The following is a 3,414-nucleotide window of genomic DNA, read 5'->3' as shown; positions in this document are numbered from 1 at the left end:
TCCCATAATAGAATACGCGCCCCACCCCACACCGGCCAAAATCATCACGGACGCTGCCAATAAGGGGGGAGATGACAAACCGGGAAACAGTAAAATAATTAAACCACTAATGGCAACCACAAATCCGGCGCATTGTAATGGGGTAAAGATTTCGCCTTTGTAATACCCCCACAACAACATGGTTAACTGAACCGCGCCAAATAATAACAGTGCGCCTGTACCCGTACTCATGCTTACGTAGGCAAAGGAAAAGCCTGCAGCGTAAATGAAAAGCGCAATTGCGCCCGACCAAGAGCCCCCATTTAATGCGTTTCGCTTCTTTACAATCAACAAAAGACTGAGCGTAAAAGCACCACTGGCTAAACGAATAAAGGTAAAAGATGTGGGATCAATAAGACCATCAGCCAAAGCCATTCGGCACAACAATGAATTAGCCGCAAACGCAATCATTGCAACTACGATATAAAATGCCGTCGATATGGCCATGCCAACTCCTAAGAAATATTTACAGTACATGACCTTACGAAGCATCTATTAATTTCAAAATACTAACGAAAAGGCAAAAAAAAAGCACCCTAAGGTGCTTTTTTGTTTCTTAGAGCTTCAGACCCAATCGATCTGCCACTTCAATGTAGGTTTCAACTACCGAACCCAATCCTTGACGGAAACGGTCTTTGTCCATTTTCTTGCGGGTTTCTTTATCCCATAAACGACAGCCATCCGGGGTAAACTCATCACCTAAAACAATATTGCCTTGGGTATCCAAACCAAACTCGAGTTTATAATCCACCAAGAGCATGCCTGCCTCATCGAACATCGCTTTAAGCACAGTATTTACCGCAAAGGTAAGACGCTTCATTTCGGCAATTTGTGCTTCGCTTGCCCAACCAAAACAAACGATATGATGATCATTGACCATGGGATCGTGCAAGGCATCGTTTTTCAAAAAGAATTCAAACAAAGGCGGATCGAGGGTTAAGCCTTCTTCAACGCCCAAACGACGTACCAATGAACCTGCTGCAATGTTGCGTACAACACATTCTACAGGGATCATATCTAGCTTCTTCACCAACGAATCATTATCGGATAATAAAGATTCTAACTGTGTGGCAATACCTGCCTCTTCCAGTTTGGTCATGATGAAATGATTAAACTTGTTGTTTACCTCGCCCTTGCGATCCAACTGTTCAATTTTTTCGCCATCAAAAGCTGACGTGTCATTTCTAAATTCAAGAATCAATTTGTCAGCATCATCAGTCAGATAAACTGTTTTAGCCTTTCCACGATAAAGTTCTTCGCGCTTTTCCATCATTACTCTCAAGAAAAATTAGATATCCAGGTTATCTTCAGACATGACCTTAGCAAACTGGTCATACATATCAGCTACCTGATTGGGTTCAAAGGGTTCACTTTCATCATTCATAAATGTGATCGTTGTTCGATTAGTCCCCGCTGCTGCTACCTTCAATCGGTAATCACCTTCATCTAGCAATTCGTCATCGCTGCTAAACAAATTGCTCCACCAACCGTCGTCACCACCATTGTAGTTAACAAACAGCAGCCCAGTGGACTTATCAAGATCTTTAACATCGAAGCCGAGCTTACGCAATACCAGTAATAATCTTGGCCATGCAATGTCATATTGCGCATCAACCACGTAAGCGGGCTCGCCCTGATCATCAAAACCTAACTCGACCTTCAGGCCTCGTCTAATTTGTGCAATACGTTTGGTCTGATGCAGTTTTAATTGATAGTCATAGTAGGCGATAACTTCATTGAGCATCCCGACTTCTTCCCGACGCTTGGTCATATCATCAACGTCAGCTTCTTGCGCCTCGCCGTTAACCACCCTTTCATAATCCTGTAATTCGGTATGCAAGGCCGCAGTACGACCATGGGGTTTAACATCCAAGGTAAATATAAACCTTTTTAAAACCTCTACCTGATCTTCCTCTGACCATTTGTACCAAGAGTTATACCAGGTGGGTTCTTCGCTTTTCTTTTCTTTAACCCATTTCGTCTCTAGCCGACCGTTTTGTTCATCAAAGCGCTCAACGCCGATACCATTTTCATCTAAAAAATTACGGATATTTTTCCAAATCGTCGTTGAAAGTGGCTGACTGTCATCAACCTGATCAAACCAGATTGTGGCATCTTTGGCCCCTTCTTCAATATGCGAGCCGGAAACCAAGGGTAATACCAAGGCCGGTGATTGAATGGAGAGAGCCCGGCCTACGGGTTCAGATTCCACCTCTTTAACCGTCGGTGGTAATGTGAACTCTTGGGAAAACGCAGGTTGGTCAAGATCAGAGGGCACCTTTAGCGCTTCATGCTGACTTGCACCTAGGTAATCATAATCACCGGATGCTGTTTTATAATCCTGTTGGCTAGAACAACCTGCCAGTGTCAAAATCGTTAGACCACTGAACAAAGCCAGTATGTTTTTCATAGGGTTCCTTATTAACCAGAAATCAGTGCGTGTTTTTCTAATAGTTCTTCGAGTTGTTTTTGACTCGCAAGTTCCGGCAAAACCATGGGTAATCGTAATTCGGCACTTTCCATCAGACCCATTTTGTATAACGCCCATTTTGGCATAACCGGGTTTGGCTCGATAAACATACCATCGTGAAGTGACGCAATGGAGGCATTGATTTGCCGACACTCATCAAATTTACCCTCAAATGCCGCTTCGCACATACGGGAAATGGCATTAGGCACCACATTTGCGGTTACAGAGATAACGCCGTGTCCGCCTGCACAGAGAAATTCTGCACTGCTACCATCGTCGCCACTAAGTAACACAAAATCGGAAGGTACCAATGCTTGGGTGTCTTTTAAACGTTGTATATCACCAGTGGCATCTTTTAAGCCTACGATATTGCTGTGAGAGGCCAGTTGTGCAACGGTTTCAGGCAACATGTCCGCCACCGTGCGCCCCGGCACATTATACAGCAAGACAGGTAAATCTGTCGCATCGGCGATGGCATTAAAATGTGCCACCATTCCCCGTTGTTGCGGCTTATTGTAATAAGGCACAACACTTAGAAAACCATCGATGCCTAATCCGGCCATTTGCTCGCTGAGGAAAATCGCTTCGTCCGTGGCATTTGCGCCGCTACCGGCAATCACAGGGATCTTGCCATTGGCAAAAGCCACGGTCTGTTTCACAACTTTAATATGTTCTTCAAAAGGCAGTGTTGCAGATTCACCGGTAGTTCCAACAGAGACAATACCGTGTGTCCCCTGCTCGATATGAAACGCAACCAATTTCTCTAATGCAGAGTAATCAATCTCACCAGACGCTTTCATCGGTGTAACAAGTGCGACGTAACTGCCTTTAAACATAATTTCTCCTGTTTTTGTGAGCGCACATGTTAATGAGGTAAACCGGCAAAAACAAGCGCCGAGCCATGG

General features: G+C 44.4%; 3 protein-coding genes and 1 pseudogene. All 4 read right to left on the bottom strand.

Annotated elements, in window-relative coordinates; genetic code table 11:
- Nucleotides 1-486 (bottom strand): annotated as a pseudogene (locus V5298_RS19105) (EamA family transporter); the annotation flags it as partial.
- 109 nt (nt 487-595) lie between these two features.
- Entirely contained in the window at nt 596-1,309 is a 714-nt protein-coding gene (gene purC, locus V5298_RS19100) for a phosphoribosylaminoimidazolesuccinocarboxamide synthase (RefSeq protein ID WP_332933026.1), read from the bottom strand.
- Between the two features lie 18 nt (nt 1,310-1,327).
- Entirely contained in the window at nt 1,328-2,449 is a 1,122-nt protein-coding gene (bamC, locus tag V5298_RS19095) for an outer membrane protein assembly factor BamC (RefSeq protein ID WP_332933024.1), read from the bottom strand.
- 11 nt (nt 2,450-2,460) lie between these two features.
- The gene (gene dapA / locus V5298_RS19090) at nt 2,461-3,345 is read right to left on the bottom strand and encodes a 4-hydroxy-tetrahydrodipicolinate synthase (protein ID WP_332933023.1); all 885 of its coding nucleotides are present in this window, start codon (nt 3,343-3,345) and stop codon (nt 2,461-2,463) included.
- Nucleotides 3,346-3,414 lie beyond the last annotated feature (69 nt).

It is taken from the genome of Alteromonas sp. 14N.309.X.WAT.G.H12 (genome assembly GCF_036697315.1).
Classification (GTDB): domain Bacteria; phylum Pseudomonadota; class Gammaproteobacteria; order Enterobacterales; family Alteromonadaceae; genus Alteromonas.
The sequence above is the reverse complement of the archived record's forward strand: the minus strand, read 5'-3'. Positions and strand labels throughout refer to the sequence as shown.